General features: G+C 48.9%; 21 protein-coding genes. 13 read left to right on the top strand and 8 right to left on the bottom strand.

Features of this window, described 5'->3' with window-relative positions; all coding sequences use genetic code 11:
• The first annotated feature begins 31 nt into the window (after window positions 1-31).
• Window positions 32-268, top strand: a complete 237-nt coding sequence (locus ACJMM9_RS01775; protein ID WP_405323258.1) for a hypothetical protein — start codon at window positions 32-34, stop codon at window positions 266-268.
• Here ACJMM9_RS01775 and ACJMM9_RS01780 read toward each other — a convergent pair whose 3' ends face one another.
• The 4 genes from ACJMM9_RS01780 to ACJMM9_RS01795 are packed head-to-tail and all read right to left on the bottom strand — an operon-like array spanning window position 269 to window position 1817.
• Complete coding sequence (locus ACJMM9_RS01780) at window positions 269-454, bottom strand: hypothetical protein (protein ID WP_405323260.1); 186 nt, start codon at window positions 452-454, stop codon at window positions 269-271.
• A gap of 7 nt (window positions 455-461) precedes the next feature.
• On the bottom strand, window positions 462-701 hold the full coding sequence (locus ACJMM9_RS01785; RefSeq protein WP_405323262.1) for a hypothetical protein: 240 nt from the start codon (window positions 699-701) through the stop codon (window positions 462-464).
• On the bottom strand, window positions 698-1303 hold the full coding sequence (locus tag ACJMM9_RS01790; protein ID WP_405323264.1) for a hypothetical protein: 606 nt from the start codon (window positions 1301-1303) through the stop codon (window positions 698-700). Before ACJMM9_RS01790 ends, ACJMM9_RS01785 begins: the two co-directional genes overlap by 4 nt.
• Window position 1304: 1 nt before the next feature.
• Window positions 1305-1817, bottom strand: a complete 513-nt coding sequence (locus ACJMM9_RS01795; protein ID WP_405323266.1) for a hypothetical protein — start codon at window positions 1815-1817, stop codon at window positions 1305-1307.
• Between the two features lie 126 nt (window positions 1818-1943).
• Between ACJMM9_RS01795 and ACJMM9_RS01800 the strand changes: the two genes are divergently transcribed.
• Window positions 1944-2498, top strand: coding sequence for a hypothetical protein (locus ACJMM9_RS01800; protein WP_405323269.1), 555 nt, complete (start codon window positions 1944-1946; stop codon window positions 2496-2498).
• Window positions 2499-2548: 50 nt separating this feature from the next.
• On the opposite strand, the gene ACJMM9_RS01805 is transcribed toward ACJMM9_RS01800, so the two are convergent.
• The gene (locus ACJMM9_RS01805; protein WP_405323271.1) at window positions 2549-3307 is read right to left on the bottom strand and encodes a hypothetical protein; all 759 of its coding nucleotides are present in this window, start codon (window positions 3305-3307) and stop codon (window positions 2549-2551) included.
• Between the two features lie 93 nt (window positions 3308-3400).
• Here ACJMM9_RS01805 and ACJMM9_RS01810 point away from each other — a divergent pair, with 93 nt between their 5' ends.
• The 6 genes from ACJMM9_RS01810 to ACJMM9_RS01835 are packed head-to-tail and all read left to right on the top strand — an operon-like array spanning window position 3401 to window position 13215.
• Window positions 3401-7837 (top strand): hypothetical protein, encoded by a 4437-nt coding sequence (locus tag ACJMM9_RS01810; protein WP_405323272.1) that lies wholly within the window; start codon window positions 3401-3403, stop codon window positions 7835-7837.
• A 14-nt stretch (window positions 7838-7851) separates the two neighbouring features.
• The gene (locus ACJMM9_RS01815; RefSeq protein ID WP_405323274.1) at window positions 7852-8226 is read left to right on the top strand and encodes a hypothetical protein; all 375 of its coding nucleotides are present in this window, start codon (window positions 7852-7854) and stop codon (window positions 8224-8226) included.
• Window positions 8204-8986 carry a histidine phosphatase family protein gene (locus ACJMM9_RS01820; protein WP_405323276.1) on the top strand — a complete coding sequence of 261 codons (783 nt, stop codon included), beginning with the start codon at window positions 8204-8206 and terminating at the stop codon, window positions 8984-8986. The genes ACJMM9_RS01815 and ACJMM9_RS01820 overlap by 23 nt, the downstream gene beginning before the upstream one ends.
• 10 nt (window positions 8987-8996) lie before the next feature.
• Window positions 8997-10823, top strand: a complete 1827-nt coding sequence (locus ACJMM9_RS01825; protein ID WP_405323278.1) for a hypothetical protein — start codon at window positions 8997-8999, stop codon at window positions 10821-10823.
• Between the two features lie 11 nt (window positions 10824-10834).
• Window positions 10835-12586 (top strand): hypothetical protein, encoded by a 1752-nt coding sequence (locus ACJMM9_RS01830; RefSeq protein WP_405323280.1) that lies wholly within the window; start codon window positions 10835-10837, stop codon window positions 12584-12586.
• Window positions 12583-13215 (top strand): hypothetical protein, encoded by a 633-nt coding sequence (locus ACJMM9_RS01835; RefSeq protein ID WP_405323282.1) that lies wholly within the window; start codon window positions 12583-12585, stop codon window positions 13213-13215. Before ACJMM9_RS01830 ends, ACJMM9_RS01835 begins: the two co-directional genes overlap by 4 nt.
• Before the next feature lie 43 nt (window positions 13216-13258).
• On the opposite strand, the gene ACJMM9_RS01840 is transcribed toward ACJMM9_RS01835, so the two are convergent.
• Window positions 13259-13753 carry a hypothetical protein gene (locus ACJMM9_RS01840; RefSeq protein ID WP_405323284.1) on the bottom strand — a complete coding sequence of 165 codons (495 nt, stop codon included), beginning with the start codon at window positions 13751-13753 and terminating at the stop codon, window positions 13259-13261.
• Window positions 13754-13868: 115 nt separating this feature from the next.
• Between ACJMM9_RS01840 and ACJMM9_RS01845 the strand changes: the two genes are divergently transcribed.
• Genes ACJMM9_RS01845 through ACJMM9_RS01855 form a run of 3 tightly spaced genes read left to right on the top strand, consistent with a single transcriptional unit; the run spans window position 13869 to window position 15065 of the window.
• Window positions 13869-14354, top strand: coding sequence for a hypothetical protein (locus ACJMM9_RS01845; protein WP_405323286.1), 486 nt, complete (start codon window positions 13869-13871; stop codon window positions 14352-14354).
• 11 nt (window positions 14355-14365) lie between these two features.
• Window positions 14366-14716 carry a hypothetical protein gene (locus tag ACJMM9_RS01850; RefSeq protein WP_405323288.1) on the top strand — a complete coding sequence of 117 codons (351 nt, stop codon included), beginning with the start codon at window positions 14366-14368 and terminating at the stop codon, window positions 14714-14716.
• A gap of 1 nt (window position 14717) precedes the next feature.
• The gene (locus ACJMM9_RS01855; protein WP_405323290.1) at window positions 14718-15065 is read left to right on the top strand and encodes a hypothetical protein; all 348 of its coding nucleotides are present in this window, start codon (window positions 14718-14720) and stop codon (window positions 15063-15065) included.
• 35 nt (window positions 15066-15100) lie between these two features.
• Here ACJMM9_RS01855 and ACJMM9_RS01860 read toward each other — a convergent pair whose 3' ends face one another.
• Both ACJMM9_RS01860 and ACJMM9_RS01865 read right to left on the bottom strand, forming a co-directional pair.
• The gene (locus ACJMM9_RS01860; protein ID WP_405323292.1) at window positions 15101-15919 is read right to left on the bottom strand and encodes a hypothetical protein; all 819 of its coding nucleotides are present in this window, start codon (window positions 15917-15919) and stop codon (window positions 15101-15103) included.
• A gap of 66 nt (window positions 15920-15985) precedes the next feature.
• Window positions 15986-17116 carry an RNA-guided endonuclease InsQ/TnpB family protein gene (locus tag ACJMM9_RS01865; RefSeq protein ID WP_405323294.1) on the bottom strand — a complete coding sequence of 377 codons (1131 nt, stop codon included), beginning with the start codon at window positions 17114-17116 and terminating at the stop codon, window positions 15986-15988.
• A 205-nt stretch (window positions 17117-17321) separates the two neighbouring features.
• Here ACJMM9_RS01865 and ACJMM9_RS01870 point away from each other — a divergent pair, with 205 nt between their 5' ends.
• A complete protein-coding gene (locus ACJMM9_RS01870; protein WP_405323296.1) occupies window positions 17322-18302 on the top strand; it encodes a radical SAM protein in 981 nt (326 codons plus the stop codon).
• A 32-nt stretch (window positions 18303-18334) separates the two neighbouring features.
• Window positions 18335-20272, top strand: a 1938-nt coding sequence (locus ACJMM9_RS01875; protein WP_405323298.1) for a hypothetical protein, incomplete at its 3' end; no start/stop codon positions are given.

A 20272-nucleotide genomic window follows, 5' to 3' on the forward strand; every position in this document is an offset into this window, starting at 1 on the left:
GCATCTAGCCGCCTTTTGCTATATTTGTGGCATGTACTACCTATTGCACAAGACTAACGGACTTTATTACACGAGGCAGCGGCAGACCTATCCTCTGTTGTTTGCCACGGACAAGGAACATGCCGACAAGTTCGAACTGAAGGAGCTTGCCGAACAGATGGTCGAGAACGCGAAGCTGTTCTTCTCTGGTTGGTGCCCTCAAGACATGGATCTCATAAACAAAAACGCATTCCTTCAAGAATGCGTTGTAGTCGATGCCGACGAGTGATTACTGTATCTTTGGGAACTGTCGCCGTATCAGCGGTATAGATACTGGCACCTTCGGCTGCTTGTTCAGCTCTTCGATCATATTCCAGAAGCCATCGTATCCGTACTTGGCGATGCCTTCCCTGATGTAGTTTTCCTCGTTGATATCTGCTTGTGGTCTGCAGTACTCGCATATTGGTGCTGTCATAGTAACCTCACGGCATATATTTGCGCATGCTTTCCAGTATGCGGTCGTAGATTGGATAGAAGGCGAGGAATTCGAGATAGGTTATTCCGAGCCAGATGAAACCGCCAACGTCGCCGAGGATGGATATTAACCACGTTCCGGCGGCGAGCGAAGCGATGAGCATCACGAAGATGATGCCGAGGCCAGCTATCGCCTCGTAGATAAAGTAGAAGAATCGCTTGAGCGCTAGAAACTGTTCTTCGTTCATTGCTTGTCCTCTGGGATGAGTTTCAGACGGATGTTCTCGATGCCAGTAGAAATCTTATCGACCCACGGCTTGTAGTCGACGTCCGGGAAGGCCGTCTCGAACATGATGTCCTTTTCGTTGTACTTCTTGCGGATCTTGGTGATGATTACGGAGAAGTTCTCGTCGTCGGTGTACTTGAAGGTAATCTTGACGCCCTTGCCCTTGAACACTGCCATGTACTTTGAGTCGCAATCGACTGCGTATCCGTTCTTGGCCATCATTTCGTCGATAGTCTTGCGGTTAGCTCCGGCTGTGACGCATTCTGCCTTGAGGCTGGATTCCTTCTCGTCCACGAAGCTCTCGATCTGCCTTACGACCGCGTCCACGGAAAGCTCCCGCATGACGATGGACTCTTTTCGTACGCAGTTGTAGTTGTAGAAGGACACGCGCACGTTGACATGTCCGTTCGGTACGCTGAAAGCGATGATGACACGTCCGGCGAGACGGATGTTGTTCGCCGTGTAGTTGATTTCGATCGAGCGTTCGGTGAGCATCTTCGACGGCCACTTGCCTTTCTTGTCGATTCCCGCCTTGATGTCGCTGATGTACTTGTCGAGCTGCATATTAGCCTTCCTTTTCTGCTGGCAGAGTTCCCGCGATTTCGATGTCAGTACCGAACATTTCACGGATTTCTGCGGTGAGGTACAAAATCTTGTCGGCAACCTTCGTGTCTTCCGCAATCTTTTCAATGAGTTCCAGTCTCTTGACTAGTTCTGGATAGATTCTGGGAAGCGCCGACTTCCTTGTACGATAAATGTTGTATGCGTTCGCGATGCCGTTGAGCATGGTCTGGCCGCTGTTGCACTTGATGATGGATTCGGTGTCGGAGTCGCCGAACTTGAACTTCATCTGCTGAAGGGTCTTCAAGTTGTCCTTGACTGAAAACTGTCCGTAGAACTCGCCGAACACTTCCCCGGCGGCGAACTGGCCGTGGAACGAGTAGGTGTATGTGTTAATGACTTTTCGGATCTGCTTGACTTCGTCTAGCAAGACTTCCGCATCGGATTCAAGCGCGAAAGAAATGGCGGCAATCAGCTGCTGGGTTATTTCTTCATTAAAATCGGCGTCGAAAACCATTTATCGGCCTCATTTGAATTACAAATTACAAATTAGTATATTCTTGCCTAAATGATATAATTTGAATAGTACGGCATTGTGAGTGCATGCCGGAAGCCATAACTTTTGTGTGTGAAAGGATGATAAATGAGATCACGCGACGAGATTAAAGGGTTTTTGAAGGACGTACAGAAGCAGAACCTTGGCATGGTAGACCGTGCAAAGGCTTTCGCCGAGTTCGCTCACCAAGGCCAGCTCGACAAGGGCGGCCAGGAATACATCTACCATCCGACTAGGGTGGCCCAGTACACTGCGGAAAAGTACAATGACGACATTCTTACGGCAGCCGCTTACATGCACGACGTCGTCGAGGACGGCGGATTCACGATCAGTGACCTTACGTTGTTCTTCCCGGTCGCCGTATGGAAGACGGTCGAGTTACTAACTCGCGGAAAGTCTGACGGTCGAGATGTCTACATCGGTCGCATCAGCGAAAATCTTCTCGCTATCAAGGTGAAGCTGATGGACTTGAAGGACAATATGGACTTGTCGAGGCTCACTTGCGTCACCGAGAAGGATTCGTTACGACAAGACCGCTACGTCAACGAATACTGGACGCTTGAGAACAAGTTACTAAAGATGGAGGAGAAGCTTACTCCGGACGAAATGGACTCCGAGACGTACGCCGAACTCTACATGTAAAGTTTGTTGTGTGGAGAAAAGGGAAAGGGCCGCTTACGCGACCCTTTTCTTTAATTTTCTGGAGGAGCTGCTTCTTCGGCACCGCCCTCGTCTGGAGCCGGGGCCTCTTCGCCGCCTCCGCTTGGGGCTTCGGCTGGAGCTTCGCCGCCAGCGTCTTGTGACGGAGCGCTCTGCTCTTGCTGCTGTTCTTCCGCTTGCTTCTTTTCTTCTTGCTTCTTGGCTTCTGCAGCCTTCATCTTCTCCTTCTGCACTTCCTTCGTGCTGAGGCTCTTCAGTACTTGCATGACGGCCTTGGCCATTTCGGATACGCTTGTGGAGAAAGTCTGCTTCTGGCAGAACTTTTCGACGCCAGCCTTGATGTAAGGCAGCAAAGTACGGAGAGTGATGGTCTGCTTTCCGCCTACGCCTTCTTGCATGGCGACTTTGCCGCCGTTGATGTGCGACATCGCGTACTTCAGCGTGGCTTGTAGAGCGCCGCTTTCCTTGAATTCCTTGACAATCTCGTCGGCGTTGAGCGTCTGCTTGCCTTGGTTATCGTCGTCGGTGTTGACTGCTTCCGGATCGGCGGCCTTTACGTCGTCCGATGCTGGCGGTTCGGCTTCCGGCGGCGCTGGTGTCGGCTGTTCTTGCTGCTGTTCACCGTCTTGAGGTTCCTCGGCGGGTTCTTCAGAAGGTTCTTCGCTCGGCGTCTCGGTTTCCTCTGGTGCAGAGTCGTCCTTGGGTTCTTCGAATCCGTCTTCGCCTTCGAAAATGAAGCATCCGCCGTTGCGGAACGCCTCGATAAAGTCTGGTGTATCGTAAAATGCCATGATGGCCTCTAGTTGCAATCATACGCAGTTTATATGATAAATGCTTGCTGGCCAAGGTATAAACTGAAGGAAAAGCCGCTTGACGAGAGTTTTATGAAAATTCAGACACATGTATTGACTAATCCGCAAGACCTTGACGCTGGTCGGAAGCAGACCGCTCGTGGCAACATTGGCGCAGCCTCTCAAGATGATTTGACCGCGCTAGGCAATGTTGTTGGCAATAAGGTCGATAAGGTACCTGGCAAAGCGCTTTCTACCATAGTCGGCGCAGACGTATCTGCGGACGGAAAAGTATTGACTCTCCATACGACTGATGGTAATTTGGATTTCTCTGGTGGTGAAGCGGCGTTTGAAACTATTTCGCAGAATGGACATCAGCTTACTCCAGTAGAAAAGAATATCGAGATTACTGAAACCATCCAGTCGATCTCGGTAAATGGTGTTCAGCAAACGATTGACACCAATCATAACGTCAACATTTCTATCGAATCTCCAGTGACGCCGTCTGAAACGAACCCACTGATGGATGGTACGGCCAGCCCAGGTAGTGCCGACGCATATTCACGCGGAGACCACGTTCACCCTTCTGACACGTCGAAGGCTGACAAGGTCGTGGGTGCGGCCAACGGCAATTTTGCTGGTTTGACCAGCTCTGGCAACTTGACGGACTCTGGTTTCAGTAGTGCATCGTTTGCTACGGCGGCTCAAGGTGCCAAGGCTGATACCGCATATCAGCTTCCATCTGGCGGTATTCCTAAAGCAGATTTGGATTCCTCGGTACAGACGTCTCTTGGCAAGGCCGATACGGCTCTGCAAGCCGCTGACGTTGTAGATAAGGCAAATAAGTCTGAAATGACCATTACTGCGGTTGATGGTGATTCAACGAAGAAGAACATCCAGTTGAAGACTGGGTTGTCTCAAGTTGTTGTAGTCGAACACCAAGACATTTCTGGTAAGGTTGACAAGGAAGCTGGCAAGGGTTTGTCCACGAATGACTTTTCGGACGCTTATAAAGACAAAGTCGACGCGAATACGACCGCTCGTCACACTCATGGCAATAAAGATGTATTGGATGCGACTACGGCTTCGTTCACTACCGATGACGAGACAAAGCTTGACGGCATTGAAGCTGGCGCTCAAGTGAATAAGATTGAGACCATCACTGTTGATGGAAATGCATGTCCTATTTCTGAAAAGACGGCTGCTATCAACTTATCTGGCAAGGTTGACAGAACTGAAATTACTGTTGCTGATGTTGCTGGTGATGCGACGAAGAAGACTATCCAGTTGAAGAATGGGTTGTCTCAAGTTGTTGTAGTCGAACACCAAGACATTACTGGCAAGGCAGATAAGGCAATACCTTCTGCGGCTGGAAATTTTGCTAGCCTTGATGCAACTGGCAATTTAGCCGATTCGACTAAGAATGCGGATGATTTTGCTACTGCGGAACAAGGATCACTTGCTGATACTTCTGTTCAGACGGTTAGTTTGAACGGTGGTACGCCTATTGGTGTGGATGACCATAAAAATGTTGACCTTCCGCTTGCGGCTATTGATAGTGAAAGTGGTGACGGTTCTGACGGTATCATGAGTGGCGACGACAAGGTGAAGCTTGAGGGTATTTCTACTGGAGCCAACCGAGTTGCTGCATCCGATACTAACGGAAATATCCTTATTGACGACGTCGAGACCAATGTATACACGCACCCAGATGGTGATGTTGATACGACCCCAGCCACTGGTTATGACCGTGGTATGTGGAAAGTCGCCTTTAACCAGACTGGACACGTGATCCTTGGCGGTGAGCAGACAGCGCCAGCGGCTGTTACGAAGTCTGACATAACGGCACTTGGTATTCCGGCGCAAGATACGACGTACGAATTCGCTGATGTCTATGATGCCGAAACTAATAAGGGTGCTACTGTTGCTACTGTTACTAACGCTATTGCCGATCTCAATGCTACCGAGAGTTCTGACTCGGCAAATAATGTACAAGTCACCGTCACGCAAGAAAACGGTGTTATTACTGGCGTAAGTGTTACTGACCACAGCATTAACGCTGACGATGTCATCGGAAAGGCAAACAAAGTCCAGGGCGGCGATGAAAACAACTTCGCCGCATTGACGTCGGACGGCGACATTAAGGACTCTTTGATGAACGCCAATAGTTTTGCTACGGCTGCACAAGGCACCAAGGCTGACACCGCCGTACAGAGCGTGAAGATTAACGGCGGTAGCGAGCTGAAATACGGCACGAATGTCGACATTCCGATGGCTAGCTATACTGCGCCGAATACGTATGTGGCTGGTGCGATGTCGGGCGCAGACAAGAAGAAGCTTGATGACATCAACGGATATATCGCCAGTGCCAGCGTAGCTAACCGTACCTTGACGCTGACTGACAACAGTGGCAATTCTACGACATTCAATGATCTTGGTGAGAACAACGTAATTGAACACATCAAGGTCAATAATGTTGAACTTACTCCAGACCAAAAGACGGTCAATATTTCCGTTCCTACGGTAAACGACGGTAAGCTTCTTGTCCAGCTTGGTTCTGCCGAAGCTGCCGAAACTGGATTTACTGCGAACGCGGCATCCGATGAGACCTTGGTAATTCCTAATGCGACGACCTCGGTTGACGGCTTGATGAGTGCTTCGGATAAAACGAAGCTTAATGGCATTGAAACTGGCGCTGATGTTAATGCCATTAAGACCATCTCTATCGAAGGCGATGCTTCCGCGTTGTCGATTGACGCTAACAAGAATGTGGAAATTCCGCTGGCAGCTTATGCAGAGTCTGCTGGTGAGCCGACTACATACACTTCTGGTGCGATGACTGGTGCCGACAAGGAAAAACTTGCCAAGCTAAAGAATTTCTCCAAGGTTACGATTAGCGATGGTGAGGCAACGCCGACTACGGCTGATTGCATCCCGGCTGACGAAGATGACGCCTTGACCCTTGTCGCTGGCACTAACATCACGTTGACCAAGACGCAAGGATCTAACGAGATTACGATTGAGGCGGCTGGCGGAACTACAGTAAGTGCTGGCCGAAGCATTAGTATTGTCGAAACACCGACGGCGACTGGTACGGATTACGCAATTTCCGTTGACGGTACAGTTGGCTATCTTGGTAGCATGAAGACGATTGCCAATGTGACTTCGTCTCCTGTGGATTTGCTTGATCCGAATACGACTCCGTCGATCGACTCTGGTAACGGTCGTTTCATCATTGCCGAAAACGAGACTGACAACCACATTTATCTGTATGCGCTGAAGACGGTTAAGGATGCCTTGGATCCGTCTCACGATGTCGAAGGTGTAGATGTCTTTACGTTGTCTTACAATGTTCAAGTATCTCGTGAACCAGCACACGGCTTCTATGGAATGGCTGGCGTTAAGCTGATTCGTGACAGTTCGTCCGAAGTTGTCCTCCACATGTCGACCGAGAGCTATCCGTCGAACGTTGGAGAATGCAGCGTGAACGGCTCTGCTACCGTGTGGAACAATGCTGGCAATGTCACGACGATCGATGACCGTGCGTATTATGGTTATCGACTGGTGTATGTTGGCGATACCTCGATGAGCACCCAAGACCTCTTAGGTGTAGTTGCAAGGTTCTCTGTCATTGAAAATATGAGTGGTACGGCTCAATATACTGGTACAATGGAACAGTATTCGGCTGGCGCTGGTATTGATATTGACAACTCGAAGGAAATCTCGGTAAATTATGGCTCTGGCCTTGCCATTGACTCTGGTACTAACAAGCTCATTGTGAATGTAAAACCGGGTGGCGGTTTGGCTTTTGAAGACTACGGTGGTATGAAGGCGCTCGTACTTGACACTGTTACTGAAGAAGTTGTTGAAACCGTGCAGCAGATTTCTGCTGATATGGACGCCAAGCTGACGACGAACTACCCTTATCCGATGATTACCGATGTTAGCTACGACTTCGGCAGCTTGAATATTGGCGGATCTTGCATTTGCCAGCTGTTCTCGGTTCCGTTTAGACACCCTATCAAGGTTGACGAAACCTATGTAATGGTGTATGCAAAGGATATGGGCTATAGCCAGTCTAATGTGATGTTCGGTATTTACGAATACAACCCGTATGGCAATTCTGGTGCTGGACAGACGAATTTCATCTGCGACACTGGAGCGGTATCTATCGCCAAGGCTAATCTTAATGATGTGCTGGAATTCCCTATCAAGCACGTAAATGCTGATACAAATTATAGAGATTTGCGACCAGACCGCATGTATTACGCGGTTCTTGCCATACCGCCGAGCGCTGGTAACGGCATCTTCCTTGCGTCCGCACCGAACTATAATGCCCAAGTCAATTCTAGGCCGAAGTTGAACTGGCGTATGACTAACTGTAGTGGTATTAACTGGGGTGATCCGTCGGCGGCGTCATTGGATCAACCTCAAGTTCAATGGTGGAATTCTGGTTATAATGAACACAACAGTATGAACCGATTCTTCATGCAGATCCGTAACCACGTCGCTCAAGTAAGCGAAAACTAACTGGAGGATTGTCGATGTCTAAGATAGACTATAGTGTATTGTATGCGACTGACTGGGATTCGTCCCAGTTGACCGAGGAACAAAAGGCGAAAGCTCGCGAGGCTATCGGTGCGGCATCCGTCGATGTCGCTGGTAACGAGTATACCACTGCGGAAAAGCAAAAGCTTGGTGGTATTGAGGCTGGCGCGGAACGAAATGTACAAGCTGACTGGACGATGACTGACAGCAATGAAGACAGCTTCATCCAGCATAAGCCCGCTATGATCTTGTTCACGGCGGCTGACAATTATATAAGCTTGTCTGAACCGAGCGGCGGTGGCGCTTTGCTTGTTGGATTGAACGTATCAACTGGGGATTACGAAGTCGATGGATCGAGTTCTAACGTATAATGGCCAGCTGTTGTATCGCCAGTCTGGAAAAATTATCGGAAAGGTAACACCGTTTACCTTGTCTGACTTTGCTGACATCGGTGACATCTATGCTGACTTGAATTATGGCGACAAGGTTGGGTTTGTACTTCGACATTCTGAACGTGAAGAAAATGAACCGAAGAACTTGACTCCAGCTGGTATTCAGTATGCGCTAGATACCGGAGCAAAGATCGCGGCGAATGGTACTGTTACTGCGAGTAATGTGGTATTGTATTCGTCTTCGGCCCAACGCTGTATTGATACGGCTCAAAAGATTGCCTTGGGTACTGGCGCGTTCCAGACTACCCCAGAGGTAATCGTAGATGAATTGCTTGCGAGTAATCCTTATGTTATAACCGAACCGTCTACTGGTTGGGAAGATTATTCACTGGCATCGTACGGAGAGCCATGTCTGTATGGCGGCGAGTTCCTGAATATCTCCGCCGTTACTGCGTCGATTTATGGCTATCTAAAAAACAAGATTACCAAGAAGTTGAATTTGTTTATAACCCATGACCAGCAGCTTGAAATGTTCACTGTTGCGATGTGCCAGCGTCAAATTGCGCTTCGCTTCTGGAGCGGCGCTGTGAACGACGGCATTGACGAGCGTAGATGGATTACGTATCTTGCTGGGATGGCAATTATTAAACGTGCTGACGGAAGTTTCGAGTATTATCCGGTTAAGTCACTCGATAGGGGCTTTCAGCGCGATTACGGAAATGTTTATCAACCGGGCTAAGGACTGAACTATGGCTACAACAACTGAAAATCTAATTGATGGATTGGGTGGCAAGGGTTTCTATGCGAAGTCGGCTGGTTTGGCGCAAAAGGCCATTAAAGACCAGAACGGTGACGTCATCGATACGACTTACGCAAAAACAACTGCTCTTCCGCAAGTCGACCAGACTTATAACGCGACGTCGGAGAACGCCCAGAGTGGTAAGGCTGTTGCGCAAGCCTTGTCTGGTACTGGCCAAGTTCCGTCTGTAACCGCTACTGACGATGGTAAGGTGCTTAAAGCTACCTATAGTGGTGGCGCTGGGTCGTTCGCTTGGGCGTCCGATAGTAGCAATATACCATCACCAGTTGCTGCCGATGTGAATAAAGTGCTTGGTGTGACCGACGCGAGCGGTACTATGGCTTGGGTAAACCAGACTCCAGCACAAATTCAAGCGGATTGGAACGAGACGGATTCATCGAGTACAGCCTATATCGACAATAAGCCGACTATTCCGACTGTAAATGATGGACAGTTGTCGATTAAGGTAGGCTCCGCAACAGCACAGACGTTTACCGCAAACCAAGCTAGCAATACCAGTGTCGTTATTCCAGAAGCCACTACGACTGTGGCTGGTATTATGACATCTGCCGACAAGGCTAAACTGGATGGTATCGCGTCTGGTGCCCAAGTCAACGTACAGCCGAACTGGAATGCGGCGTCGGGCACTGCTGCTGAAATCCTTAATAAGCCGTCTCTTGCGACCGTCGCGACTTCTGGTGATTATACTGACTTGACTAATCGTCCGACGATTCCTACCAAGACGTCTGACTTGATGAATGATAGTTCGTTTATTACAAGTTCTGGTGCTCCAATACAAGATGTCACGGTGAATGGTTCGTCCGTTGTTGGTGCTGGCGGTATTGCTGCAATTACAATACCGTCGATTCCGACGATTCCAGTTACCGACGTTACCGTAGGTGGTTCGTCCGTTGTTGATGCGGACGGCGTTGCCGCAATAACGTTGCCGTCTGTCGATCAGGTGTACTCCGGATCTTCCACGAATGCGCAAAGTGGTGTGGCCGTTGCGTCTGCAATATCTGGCAAGCAAGATACTATCAGCGATTTGAATACAATTCGTAGCGGCGCTTCTCTTGGTGCGACGGCGGTACAGCCGAGTTCCCTTGCTACGGTGGCTACGTCGGGTTCCTACGCGGATTTACTAAACAAGCCGACTATTCCAGCTGCGGCTAAAAACGCGCAAATAACTATCGACATGGCTGGTACATCGACTGGTACTAATCGTTCTGTCGGTATATTTACGGTTGACCAGTCCTCCGCGTCTACTATTTCGATTCCAGCGGCAGCTTCTGGAACGAAAACTGGTGATACGTATAATGTGCATGCGTCGCCTGGTGTCATGAGCTATCTGGACAAAGAAAAGCTTGATGATATCTCGGCTGGCGCACAAGTCAACACCATCGAGACGGTGAAAGTCAATGGATCTGCGTTGACTCCAGACGCAAACAAGGCTGTCGATGTGTCCGTTCCGTCAGTTAAGCTGGAAGGCGCAGCTTCGTCATTGACGCCGTCGAGCAATGTGGTGACTATCCCTAATGCGGTAGCCACTGGTGAAACTGGCGCTACGAACGGTTTGATGACTGCCGACGACAAGAAGTCTCTGGGAACCGCCGTTCAGTGCAAGGTGAATCCGGAGGAAAGCGGAACTCATGTGCTATTGGCGCAGCAGATATATGTTGTTGAAAGCGATGCTCAGATTATCGCGATTGCTAATAACCAAAGCGAAATCAACGGCAAGGGTACTTTGTTCTTCAGAATAGGAACCGCAGTTACGTAAGGAACGAATTTATGGCTGATATTCCGTATGTAGGCAAAATTGGTTGTTATTTCCCAGGTCGAGGAAACCCGATCGCGGACGTTCATTCGATTCAGTATTTACCCGCTGGCGGCAATACACGTTATTACATTGACTGCGTGTATGCGCTCCCGGCTGGTGCGACTATTTCGTCCGTTGCTGACTTGGAACAATATGTCGTGTGGAAACTACAGTCTGTTGTGCCGTATGACAATACTTGCTCAATCATCATCACTGGTGATGACACTACGCAGAAGTTTACTGTCCAAGTCATGAAAAATGGCGAAGATGTCACGTCTAGCTTGGCGAAATTTAATGGATGGGCATATATCATCAACGATGTACTGCCAGTATATCGTTTGTTCGTACATGACATCCCGTATGGTCAAGCGATTACTGACTGTACTGAGTTTTCAGTTGCTGAATTGATCGAGGGATGCAAGGTAGACGAACATATCAGTGATACACGTTATGATAATACCAAGGGAGAGTATTCGGTTGATGCCAGTGCAATCACATCCAAGGCTGGCGGCGCTTTTCCGCAATCTGGCGCTATTGTATGCCAGCATACGGTATCGGTGCCGTATACTCTTACGGAAGACACGTCGACTAACGATGTATGGATGGTTGTTAAGCATAATGCGAGCAGTACGCCGATGGAAATAAAGACTATACAAGTCGCCACTACGTATACTGGTAGTGGTAATACTTCGATTTACGTATATCATTCTAGTGGCTTACTGGTGTATAAGTATGATTCCAACTGGTATACGCCTTCGGTGACTTCCAAGACGATTGGAGGCAATACTTACAATTATATCACTATTGACTTGACTGCTCTATCCACTGGTACGTTCAGCTTGAAACGTAATGAAACTTATTTTATACGAGTGAAACACGCTAACAACAACGAGAATCACTATTATTACAGAAATGGTGGAATTCTTGGTATAGTTGGCTACACGACGGCGACGATCAATACGCCGTACCAAAAATATGACATTTCCTCGTTGACGTACGACGGAATAAAGAGTAGTGAGACGGATATGTTGTCCGTATCCACCGAGAATCATTTTGCTCGGTATACAGGCCCTTCGAACTGTTTCTCGTCTAACAACGTGTACAAATGCAAGACTACGTTCACGTATGATGGAAGCACATCAAGTGATGTTGACTTGCTTGCAATGGCCGATGGGGTTATTGCAACGTATACGGGTGCGTCTGGCGCGTTGAATCTTGGAAACCGCCCATACAAGAAAAATGGTGCGGCTATTTCGGTGACGGTAACGGATAATCCTAGTGTTATTTATACGGAACTTGATTCTACTAAAGTATTCAAGTATACTGGAAATAATTCAGCTGAGATATTTATAAAGGATAGATTTTATCGTTGCACCAATCCAATGACTGTTACTGATGTGATCACATCCGCACCGGATCCGGCCAATGTGCGTGTCGGAAATATTTATTTTGCGACGTCGGGAATCTATCATGATGACCACTCGTCTGGTTGGACTGGCCCCGGTTTTTATCAAGTTACTGGCATTGATTCTGGAAACGACAACCGTTATACGGTGGCTAAGCAGAATAGCCCAGTGACGGATGTTAGCGCCGATATGGCGGCGAAGTTGACTGAAATAAATAATAATAACATATCTACGTATTATGACAGTATGGTTTCAACTGATCTGACTGGGGTTACTATAAACACTGATCATAAGCATGAAATTCTAATGGGGGCATGATGATTTACATTCTAAAGAAGGATACGTATAGCTTCGTTGGCAGATACGACAACATGAAGTTTGCCAAGGAAATGCTTACTAAACAACACATTGATGAAGATGATTGCATCTTCACGGAGGAAATCGGTATGAGATATGTGAGCCGAATCGCTACTGTCGATGGCAAGATGGTATATATGAACAAGGAATTCTGGACGAAAGAGGCTCCGGAAATCGCGAAGTACTACGTGAATCATACGGTGTATGATGTCTTCGATATTTCCAAGCCAGAAGGCGAACGTACTCCAGTGTCATTAGACCGTTTCAAGCGCGAAATGAATCAGAATATCGACATGATTAACGCCATGGACGGAACGGCTGGCGAGATCGAGTACAACATGGACGTAGGAATGCAAATCATTGCGCTTCTTCGCAAAGAGTGCATCGATACCGTACTGAATTCGGTTACTCCAAACATGATATTGTATAAGACACGCGATATAGTATTGGCGCTTGTGTCTGGATCGTTCCGAGAAGCGAAAGGACTCGTGGAGGCGATGGAACCCGATGAGTTCTTCACCGAAGAACGCATTCGCAAGTATGCCGACATGCTAGCATCAGCTGACGCAATTACCTACCTCGAACAATAATCCGCGTTTAAAAAGAAAGGCCGCCGCAAGGTGGCCTTTTATGTTATTCGTGAAGATCTTTTGTCCAGAATAGTGTCGGCTGTCCGTAAGTGACTCGGCATTTTAGTATGTAGTCGCCGTCTTCCGTTGGAAATTCTGGAATATGCAAACCGGGAACGTCTGGAAGCTCGATGTCGCACCATTCTCCGCTGCTGCTGAGAACCTTTCCTTCGTCGCCTTCTTTAGGCGCTGGTACGAGGCCGTGCTTGGTTCCGTCGAAGTCGGTCATACCTTCGGTGGCGAGGCCGAAAGCCTTCATGCCTTGATATGTTCCTTCTTGGACTATCAAGGTTTCCGGCGTCAACGACAGAACGGTTATGTTGTCTACAACTTGTGTGGTTCCTGGGCAACAAGGGCCTGGGAAGAAGAACGGTGGAGGTGGCGGAAATCTGCGCGGAGGATCGGTCGGCACGAGACGAGGACGAGGCCCCGGTTTCGGCGGTGCGCTTGGACAAGGCGGTTCGCCTTTTATGACGGATTTTACAGTGAGTTTTGCCATAATCATGCCCTTTAACTTGCTATCAGTTTATCATTTTAACAGCATCTGATCTGGTATAAAAGTTGACGATTACGATAAACTATCATACAAGGAAATTTCGGAAAGGTCTCCCACTATGGATCTCTCTCAAATCACAGCGAATCTGCAGATTATATCGTCTTTTTTGGTCACTGTCACGGCCTTGCTGACAGCCATCATCGGACTTATCAAGCCAGTCCGTAAGTGGTTCATCAACCAGTTCCGCGCATACAGCAACAAGGAGACGAACGAGCGCATCGACAAGATCGAAGTCAATGTGGACAAGATCAGCACGTTCATCGACAACGTCGGCGAGAAGCTTACAGCGAAGTTCGCTCGCGACGCCGCCGAACAGCAGTTGACCAAGGAAGCCATCAAGGCGATCCTCCGTAACCAGATGCTCGCCAGCTACAACCGTTCAGAGGAACGTGGATACATCGGAGACTGGGATCGAGACAACTTCGAACAGCTGTTCAACATCTACACCGAGCTCGGTGGAAATTCCTACATGCATACGGTGCATGAGAAGGTCTTGCTCATGCCGCGTGTGCCAAAGGCAAAGAAGAAGACCAAGAAGAAATAGGAGGATTGCACATGGGTTGCCGTTGCAAACATAAAGTTCCGCCTCGTCCGGTTCCGAGACCGCCTGTAGTTCCGTTTCCGCCGTTCATGCACCAGACACCGACATACGTCGGCCCCGGCTGCTGTTGCTGGCCGCTGCCTCCTCACTACTGGCATCCGTTCATGTACGGCCCTTGCGGATGCTTCCCTCACTTTCCGCCGCACGGCCCTTCGCAGTACACGCCGTCGCACCTCTATCCGAACTTCTTCAACGTATGCGGATGGCCGAGGTTCATTCCGCCGTTCCCCATCTTCATGCCGAACCAGCCAGTGCCTAGACCGTTCACGCCTTGCATTCCGTTCGACCCAAGACTGAGGTGGTAGTATGTATCGCTATAACGACCCAGTATTCCCATGCTGTGGGCTTCCGGATCCACCAAGCCCTAGCTATCCGTCTCCGGGCATCGCTCCGCCTCGTCCAGAGCCTTACTACGGCACTCTGAAGATCGTGGAGCACCATCCTACCGACGACGGCAGATCGACCGCCGTACGCTATGCAGATGGCCGCTACGACGTTCTACCGAATGCTTGCCTACTTGAACCGGGCACCGGAATAAATAACGGCCCACGGTGTCAACCATGGGACGATATCCGTGGGGACATTTCGGATTCTGAAGGCATGGACTTTCCGAACTTCGCCTTCAACAACTCTGACTGCGGAGCTACATTCTGAATTAAAACAGCCAGCTCGACGAGCTGGCCTTTTTATTAGTTCACTGGCGTAAATATCGAGTCGAATGTTTCCACGTACCCCGGTTCTTCAGCCGGGGGTTCCTTTACCACGTCTGGAAGGTTTGGACGAGCGGCTACGCCGTGTGACACTGGGCCGAGGTCTACGTCCTCGCCAGCGCGGATCTTGTCGAGTACGCGGTATGGGTTCTCTCCGTTGACCGTGAAGGCTTCTGGGCCCATGTCGCCGAGGAATACCGTGTCGACGTACTTGTCGAGTTCTGGGTTGGGGTCTGCCGTGTACTTGGATGCGTTGTTGAATTCGAACTGCTGGGTTCTGGAAAGCACTGGGTTGATCTGTCCGGTGTACGGATCGTTCCTTGCGGCCATGTTGTTGAAACGTGCGATTACGCTGGTGTCCATCGGGTTGGAGTTCTCTCCGTAGCCTCTTCCGAAGCATATCATTGTGGGAAGCTCTACGCCCTCGTTTAGGGCCTTCTGGGGCGACTTTACGCCCTCGAAGCACTGCATGCCCATGACCTCGTTGTACTTGGCCTTGGCTGCGTTAATGCGTTCGTCTATCTGTGCCAGCTGCTTTGGGTCTTCGACCGATCGCTTCTTGATGGAGAGCTGCTGTATCTCGTCGAGAAGCGGACGGCGTACAAGAGACATCGCGACGAAGTTCGCCGCCTTGTCCGGTTCTACGCCTTGTTCGAACATGTCGTCGGCACACTGGGTACTGTACTGGCTGAGCACATCCGAGTTTGAAGGAATCTGTTTAGTTGCATGGAGTTCGTCAACCTTGGCCTGAAGGGCCTTGTTGTACTCGTCCATCCAGTTCTGTTGCTTGATCGTCATAGGGAGCCCTTGATGATACATGCATAGTTTATCGGTGGGCGGAAAGATATTGACATACTCTTACGACTAAAGTCGTGGGATTCTGGGAGTTGCCACTGATGGGCAGCATGCCCCAAAGGTAGATGCCCCTACCTTACATAAATTACGAGCGGCATTCCTATCTCGGTCGTGCTCCGCGCCACAGCTAGGACATATCCAATGACGGATGGACACATCCTTCAATTCGTGGTTTTGATAACCGCATTCGGAGCATAGCTGACTGGATGGATACCACTTATCTGCGTACATGACGGTCTTGCCAGTTTTATGAGCTACATATTCGAGAACGCTCAAGAAGGCATTGAACCCAAAGTCGTACATGGATTTCTTATACTTCTTGGATAGGTTAGCTAGGTCTAGCGTCTCAAACACCATCACATCGTAGTCTCGGCACATCTTCCGAGCCAATTTCCAGTGCATATCTGACCGCTGATTGGCTACCTTCTCATATAGCTTTTGCAATGTACGCAATGAACCTCGTTTTCCCTTGCTCTTTCGGTACTTCTTCGAAAGGTTTCTTAACGCATTGAGGTTCTTCCGCAGTAGTTTCGGCATACTACAATCGTCGCCGTTAGAGGAAACTAAGAAGTCGTGCAGACTGAAGTCGAAACCAACGATTTCACCCGATTTAGTCCACTCTTCGTATGCTACTTCTTGCTCTACGACAACATAGATATAGAATCCGTTGCTCTTGCGCTTGACGGTCAAGGTCTTTACCTTTCCGTCAAAATCTCTACTATTCCAGTAGGAAAAGTCTTTCTTGCCTATCTTAACCTTGTTGAACCTATGGAACTTGTACCCAGCTTGCTTAGTCGTGAACGAACGGTACTTAGCCGTCTTCTGGAAGTGAGGCGGATTGGTTGCCTTTCCAGCCTTCAAGTTCGAGAAGAACAGATGATATGCTCTATCGATTCTATCCGTGATGTCTTGGATGGCTTGCGAAGGAACTTCGTTCCAATCTGGATACTGTCGTTTCAGCTTGGTTAAGTGCTTCTGCAACTGGTATTTGTTGAGCATTTTGTGATAGATGCCGTAGTACCTACGATGCAAAGCGATACAATGGTTGTATATCCGGCCAGCAATTACAAGTATATTGTCGAGATACTTCAACGCATCTCGATTGTACAGCTTGTACTTGTCTGTCTTCAATTCAACCATAGATAAGCAAAATGCCCACAGAACGCTTAATTTGCCCGTCAGCATTCCGTGGACATTCTAAAATCTAACCTTGATAGGAGGACGGGCAAGAACTCTTATCATAAAGAAGTTTATAACAATCTACAGAAACTTTCCTTGCTGACAACCGTTTTTATCATCCCACGGCTAAAGCCGTGGGCTTTCATTTTAGCGTAATTTTAGTTTTATGGGCAAGAAATTCTGCATATATCCGCTGACGACGCTGAACGTGACGGTTCCACAGATTACGCCGTGCTGTTCGTCCATGCTTCGTGACGAGGTTCACGCACTGGTTTCGTACGAATACCGTACACCGCTTGTCTTGGTATGGAATTCCGATACGTGGAAATGGTGGCGCGACAAGATAGCGTCCGACAATTACGAGCTTTGCGACAAGTGCTCGCAGAAGTCGGACTTCGTCACCGAGGATGAACTACGCGCTATCGATCCGGAAGTTGCCGAAGAGGTTATCAGGTTCCGAAACGGAGACCGTACCGCGCTGTCGTCGCCGTCAACCATGGTGCTGTCATTCGACCACTCGTGTAACTTGAGGTGCGTTACTTGCCGTCCGTCCGATAAGCCTTTGCGAAAGTGGCACTTGGATATGTTGTCCGAGTCCGTACTGTCCTATGTACGGAAGATGAAGCGCGTGGTTATCGCCGGAGATGGCGAGGTCGCCGTGTCTCCGATCTACCGCAAGGTTCTCTCCGCCGTTGACGGGGATACCAAGATTACTCTGATGAGCAACGGAACCTTGCTGGACATGGATTTCTGGGGTTCGCTCGACGAAAGGGTGCTGCGCCATATCGACCGTGTGCATATATCGTGTGACGGAACCACAAAGGATGTGTACGAATCTATCCGGCTGCGCGGCTCGTTCGACAGATGGCTGGAGAACATGGCAGTCTTGATGGGATTGAAAGCCCAGTATGGCTGGACTACGAAACTGATGTACACGGTGAGCAAGAACAATTACGATGATTTCCGCAACGTCGGCGAGTTCGCACACCGCATCGGCTTCGACGAGCTGTACATTGGCGTTGCCGCTCCGTGGTGCCGCCCTACCGACGACGGAATCTGGATGACCGATAAAGTCCTTGGCCGTTACGAGCAACGTCTTGTAGGCGTTGTGGCCAAGCGCATGATGGAAGAATATCTCCAAAAATGATAAACTAGCCGTAGTAACGTTTAGGTTTCGCTATGGCTAAGAAGAATTCATCGATATTGTGGACGGTTGACCAGACTGGCGACGTGATTGGTAAGGACGGTCGCGAAACTGCCCAGAAGAATGTTGGCCTTGGGTCTGACTTTGTCAAGACTTCGAAGACGAACAATAAATACGTAACTCATGTGACACGTGAATCCAACGGCGAGTTGAAGGTCAACGTGTTGCAGCCTAGCTTATCGGATCTGCAAGGTCTTGGCAGCGGCGAGAAGAACAAGTCCATCGTGACTAATAATGACGGAAACATTGTCGCAGTTGCTCTTTCGGCTGAACAAATCGATCAGACGTCGACGCACACGGACATCAATTTTGTGTCTGGCGTTACCGAAGACGGTAATGGCAAAATCCATGTGACTACAAAGAAGATTACGACGGCCACGGAAAATACGGCTGGTATTACTACATTGAAGTCTAACATCTTCTATGAAAATACCAAAGACAAGTCGACCAACGTGTCTGTTACCCCGGCTGGCGTATGGGATGCCATTGAATCGCTCGATGTCAGCAGCATCACTGGATTCGGTGCTGGTAAGACTCTTGCTAGCTTGACCGAAACCGACGGTAAGATATCGGCTACGTTCCAAGACATCGCCGTCGGCGGTAGCGCAATTACATTGGGAACCGCGAGTGTTGCTGTGGTTACGGATTCTTCCAAGCACTTGAGTACACAAGACTTGAGTGTGTCATCGCCATCGGCATCTGGAAATACAAATGCGTTTATCGACACGATTTCGCAGAGCGCGACTGGTAAAATCACTGTCACTAAGAAGACGTTGTCTGTAGCGACGTCGAGCAATGTCGGCGGCGTCAAGTCTACGACGACTGGAACAACCGCCAACCGTGACTATAGTGTGGAAGTTAAGTCCGACGGAACAATGAAGGTGAATGTGCCGTGGGAGAATACGCACTATGCCTCTAAAACGGTTATCTGCAAGACCAGTTCAGGAACCGCAAACGCGGAAGTTACTGCGAGCGATACCGCATACATGAACCATGTCGAGAATGGTTCGGTCGTGTCCGCGCATAAGATCATTGGTGACGGATTTAACGTAACGTCGGATAGCAATGGCCACTTGACCTTGACGTCTCCGATAACTGAAAGAAGTACCTTATATTCCGTGGAAGGTCACTATCCGATTATCTGGTCTCAAGATTCTGCTGGCGACCAGCGACTGTATGTCGACTATCAGACTGGTGGTGAGACTATATGGACGGGCTATTTGGTGCCGTCTCCAGCAAACCATCAAGGCGACATTTTGATGTACAAAAATAATGCGATTTCGTGGGTTACTCCCGATCCAGTCACCGTGACGACTTATTCTGACATCCGCGAATCGAGCTCGTATTCCACTGGGCTTAAAGCTACTTCGATTAACTTGATTGAAGGTAGTCGTAATACAGATAGCTACTACATGCACCTCAAGTATAATGATGGAAATGACCATATTAAAGATGCATATTTTCCGCTTTGGGGATTGCAGAACCATAGTGACGTGAAATTCGAATATACGCATGAGCCGAAAACTGGTGTGAATTATGATGGCACTCCATATACGGTCAATACGTCTCAGCGATTGGATGATATTGCTGATATCTATTATAGCAATACAACTACCGGATATGTATTCAAGGAAGGCGATGTGTTCTTTGCGCCGATTAACAGTGGCACTTATAATGAGCAGCATCAGTTGGTGTATGTGAAACAGGACATTGCGCTCAATAGCCGCACTATCCCTCAATGGTTTAGTGGTGAAGATGCTTCCGAATACCTTGTTAAGAACCGCTTGTTCGAACTGTTTAGCAATGGACGAACCAGTCGTAAGCTCGACAAAAGCCGTCCGGTGTCGGTCATGGAACACTTTATTGACTACTGGTCGGATCGGTCAATTACCGACGGCGATTCTGGTCGTTCT

It is taken from the genome of Fibrobacter sp. (genome assembly GCF_045112255.1).
Lineage (GTDB): Bacteria > Fibrobacterota > Fibrobacteria > Fibrobacterales > Fibrobacteraceae > Fibrobacter.

Coding starts and splice junctions, on each gene's coding strand:
- ACJMM9_RS01845 (WP_405323286.1), top strand. CDS start 13,869: ATGGATCTCTCTCAAATCACAGCGAATCTGCAGATTATATCGTCTTTT.
- ACJMM9_RS01775 (WP_405323258.1), top strand. CDS start 32: ATGTACTACCTATTGCACAAGACTAACGGACTTTATTACACGAGGCAG.
- ACJMM9_RS01790 (WP_405323264.1), bottom strand. CDS start 1,303: ATGCAGCTCGACAAGTACATCAGCGACATCAAGGCGGGAATCGACAAG.
- ACJMM9_RS01820 (WP_405323276.1), top strand. CDS start 8,204: ATGGATCGAGTTCTAACGTATAATGGCCAGCTGTTGTATCGCCAGTCT.
- ACJMM9_RS01865 (WP_405323294.1), bottom strand. CDS start 17,116: ATGGTTGAATTGAAGACAGACAAGTACAAGCTGTACAATCGAGATGCG.
- ACJMM9_RS01870 (WP_405323296.1), top strand. CDS start 17,322: ATGGGCAAGAAATTCTGCATATATCCGCTGACGACGCTGAACGTGACG.
- ACJMM9_RS01785 (WP_405323262.1), bottom strand. CDS start 701: ATGAACGAAGAACAGTTTCTAGCGCTCAAGCGATTCTTCTACTTTATC.
- ACJMM9_RS01815 (WP_405323274.1), top strand. CDS start 7,852: ATGTCTAAGATAGACTATAGTGTATTGTATGCGACTGACTGGGATTCG.
- ACJMM9_RS01835 (WP_405323282.1), top strand. CDS start 12,583: ATGATGATTTACATTCTAAAGAAGGATACGTATAGCTTCGTTGGCAGA.
- ACJMM9_RS01810 (WP_405323272.1), top strand. CDS start 3,401: ATGAAAATTCAGACACATGTATTGACTAATCCGCAAGACCTTGACGCT.
- ACJMM9_RS01805 (WP_405323271.1), bottom strand. CDS start 3,307: ATGGCATTTTACGATACACCAGACTTTATCGAGGCGTTCCGCAACGGC.
- ACJMM9_RS01825 (WP_405323278.1), top strand. CDS start 8,997: ATGGCTACAACAACTGAAAATCTAATTGATGGATTGGGTGGCAAGGGT.
- ACJMM9_RS01855 (WP_405323290.1), top strand. CDS start 14,718: ATGTATCGCTATAACGACCCAGTATTCCCATGCTGTGGGCTTCCGGAT.
- ACJMM9_RS01795 (WP_405323266.1), bottom strand. CDS start 1,817: ATGGTTTTCGACGCCGATTTTAATGAAGAAATAACCCAGCAGCTGATT.
- ACJMM9_RS01850 (WP_405323288.1), top strand. CDS start 14,366: ATGGGTTGCCGTTGCAAACATAAAGTTCCGCCTCGTCCGGTTCCGAGA.
- ACJMM9_RS01840 (WP_405323284.1), bottom strand. CDS start 13,753: ATGGCAAAACTCACTGTAAAATCCGTCATAAAAGGCGAACCGCCTTGT.
- ACJMM9_RS01800 (WP_405323269.1), top strand. CDS start 1,944: ATGAGATCACGCGACGAGATTAAAGGGTTTTTGAAGGACGTACAGAAG.
- ACJMM9_RS01830 (WP_405323280.1), top strand. CDS start 10,835: ATGGCTGATATTCCGTATGTAGGCAAAATTGGTTGTTATTTCCCAGGT.
- ACJMM9_RS01780 (WP_405323260.1), bottom strand. CDS start 454: ATGACAGCACCAATATGCGAGTACTGCAGACCACAAGCAGATATCAAC.
- ACJMM9_RS01860 (WP_405323292.1), bottom strand. CDS start 15,919: ATGACGATCAAGCAACAGAACTGGATGGACGAGTACAACAAGGCCCTT.